Origin of the sequence: Pseudarthrobacter sp. NamE2 (assembly GCF_005796205.1) — a bacterium.
Lineage (GTDB): Bacteria > Actinomycetota > Actinomycetes > Actinomycetales > Micrococcaceae > Arthrobacter.
The window spans coordinates 1-3,007 of sequence record NZ_VAHN01000031.1; the positions used below are offsets into that span (position 1 = coordinate 1).

Here is a 3,007-nt window from a genome sequence, read left to right on the forward strand (position 1 = left end):
TTTCGGCGGCTGGCAGATGCCCCTGAAGTACAGCTCCGAGCTCGCCGAACACCACGCCGTCCGCAACGCCGCCGGCCTGTTCGACCTCTCCCACATGGGCGAAGTCTGGGTCAGTGGTCCTGAGGCCGCAGCATTCCTGGACTACGCGCTGGCCGGCAAGCTGTCCGCCGTCGTCCTTGGAAAGGCGAAGTACTCGCTGATCTGCAACGCCGACGGCGGCATCATCGACGACCTCATCACCTACCGGCGGGCAGATGACAAGTTCCTCGTGGTGCCGAACGCCGGCAACGCCAAGGTGGTGGCCGGGGCCCTGCAGGAACGTGCCGCGAACTTTGACGTCACTGTCGAAGACGCCTCCGCCAAGACCTCGCTGGTCGCCGTCCAGGGGCCCAACGCCGAGGCCATCCTGTTGAAGCTCGTCCCCGCGGACCAGCACTCCCTGGTGACGGAGCTGAAGTACTACGCCGCCGTCGAGGTTGGCATCACCTTGAACGGCGCCGTCCACGAACTGCTGCTGGCCCGCACCGGCTACACGGGTGAGGACGGCTTTGAGATCTATGTTCCCAACGTTGATGCGCCCGCACTCTGGGAAGCGCTGCTGGCAGCCGGCGAGGGCACCGGCCTGGTTCGCGCCGGCCTCGCCGCCCGCGACTCGCTCCGCCTGGAAGCCGGGATGCCCCTCTACGGCAACGAGCTGTCCCGGCATGTGAACCCCTATGCTGCCGGACTTGGCCCCGTGGTGTCGCTTGCCAAGGAAAGCGACTTCGTGGGCAAGGAAGCCCTCGCCGCCCTCAAGGCCGCCGGGGTGGGTTCCACGATCGGGCAGAAGCTGGTGGGCCTCAAGGGAACCGGCCGCCGGGCGGCCCGCGCCCACTACCCGGTCCTCAAGGACGGAACTCTGATCGGTGAGGTGACGTCCGGCCAGCCGTCCCCCACCCTCGGCTACCCGATCGCAATGGCCTACGTCGACGTGGAGTTCGCCTCCGTGGGCACGGTGGTGGAGGTCGACCTCCGCGGCAAGCCCGAGCGCTTCGAAGTCGTCGAACTCCCCTTCTACAAGCGCTCCAAGTAGCCCTGGTTCGGGCCTGGCGGGCCCCGGTTTCCACGCGTGCTGCTCCTTCGTCGCTTTGACGCACGCTTTCGGAAACCGCGGCCAGCCAGTCCGGCCCAAACACGACAAGTCCGATAGAAAAGGAAAAACTATGAGCAAAGTTGTAGCTGAACTGAAGTACTCCGCCGAGCATGAGTGGGTTGCTGTTGACGGGTCGGGGCCGGTGGGGATCGGGATTTCCGCCGTTGCCGCCGACGCCCTCGGTGACATCGTGTACGTGGACCTGCCCGAGGTCGGCTCCACGGTGACGGCCGGTGAAACCTGCGGCGAGGTGGAGTCCACCAAGTCCGTTTCCGACCTGTACGCACCGGTTACCGGTGAAGTCGTGGAGATCAACGACGACGTTGTCTCCGACCCCGCGCTCATTAACAGCGACCCCTACGGCGCCGGCTGGCTGTTCAAGGTGGCCGTAACCGAAGAAGGCCCGCTGCTTTCCGCAGAAGAATACGCCGCAGCGAACGGCGGCGAGCTGTGAGCGCCGCAGCAGGCTTCGCCTTCCAGCAGGTGGAGTCACCGAGCCTCAACGCGGACCTGTCCGTCCTGGACCCGGAGATCGCGGCAAAGATCGACGACGAACTGGGCCGCCAGCGCGACGGCCTGGAGATGATCGCTTCCGAAAACCACACCGCCGCCGCTGTAATGCAGGCCCAGGGCTCCGTCCTGACCAACAAGTACGCCGAGGGTTACCCGGGCAAGCGCTACTACGGCGGGTGCGAACACGTAGACGTCATCGAGCAGCTCGCCATCGACCGGGCTAAGGCCCTGTTCGGCGCCAAATTCGCCAACGTCCAGCCGCACTCCGGCGCGCAGGCAAACGCCTCGGTGATGCACGCGCTGATCAAGCCGGGCGACACCATCATGGGCCTGAACCTGGCCCACGGCGGGCATCTGACCCACGGCATGAAGATCAACTTCTCCGGCAAGCTCTACAACGTCGTCCCGTACGGGGTCCGCGAGGACACCCACACCGTGGACATGGCCGAGGTCGAGCGGCTCGCCCAGGAGCACAAGCCGCAGCTGATCGTCGCTGGTTGGTCCGCCTATGCGCGGCAGCTGGACTTCGCCGCGTTCCGCCGGATCGCCGATTCGGTGGGCGCGTACCTGATGGTGGACATGGCGCACTTCGCCGGGCTGGTGGCCGCGGGCCTGCACCCCTCCCCCGTCCCGCACGCCCACGTCACCACCTCCACCACGCACAAGACCCTCGCCGGTCCGCGTGGCGGCATCATCCTGACCAACGACGGCGACGTCGCGAAGAAGATCAACTCCGCCGTCTTCCCGGGCCAGCAGGGCGGACCGCTGGAGCACGTCATCGCGGGCAAGGCCGTGGCCTTCAAGATCGCCGCCTCCGAGGAATTCCGGGAGCGGCAGGAGCGCGTCCTCTCCGGCGCCCGGATCCTGGCCGAACGCCTGGTGCAGCCCGACGTCGCCGCCAAGGGGATCAGCGTGGTCTCCGGCGGCACCGACGTGCACCTTGTACTCGTTGACCTGCGCAACTGCGAACTCGACGGCCAGCAGGCCGAAGACCGGCTCGCCGCGATCGACATCACCGTCAACCGCAACGCCGTCCCGTTTGACCCGCGCCCGCCCATGGTCACCTCCGGCCTCCGGATCGGCACCCCCGCCCTCGCCACCCGAGGCTTCGGCGAGGATGCCTTCCGGGAGGTCGCAGACATCATCGCCGAAGCACTGACGGCCGACGCCGACGCGGACCTCTCGGGCCTGCGTCACCGCGTCGAGGCCCTGGCACAGGCCCACCCCCTCTACCCGTCAGTCGCTCCACTCGCTGGTTGAGCTGGCCGAAACCCCTTGAGTTTTTGTCCAGATATGCAGGCTTGATGGCTGTTTATCCCTGCATATCTGGACAAAAACTCTGAACCTGTAGTTAGGAAAACC

3 protein-coding genes are annotated in these 3,007 nt (G+C 66.5%); all 3 read left to right on the forward strand.

The window, feature by feature from the left end; translation table 11 throughout:
* Positions 1–1,072 (forward strand): glycine cleavage system aminomethyltransferase GcvT (gene gcvT / locus FDW83_RS18810; protein WP_138139588.1); only part of this gene is annotated, 1,072 nt, incomplete at its 5' end.
* A gap of 130 nt (positions 1,073–1,202) precedes the next feature.
* The gene (gene gcvH / locus FDW83_RS18815) at positions 1,203–1,586 is read left to right on the forward strand and encodes a glycine cleavage system protein GcvH (RefSeq protein ID WP_138139589.1); all 384 of its coding nucleotides are present in this window, start codon (positions 1,203–1,205) and stop codon (positions 1,584–1,586) included.
* On the forward strand, positions 1,583–2,905 hold the full coding sequence (gene glyA, locus FDW83_RS18820) for a serine hydroxymethyltransferase (RefSeq protein WP_138139590.1): 1,323 nt from the start codon (positions 1,583–1,585) through the stop codon (positions 2,903–2,905). Before gcvH ends, glyA begins: the two co-directional genes overlap by 4 nt.
* Positions 2,906–3,007: the final 102 nt, after the last annotated feature.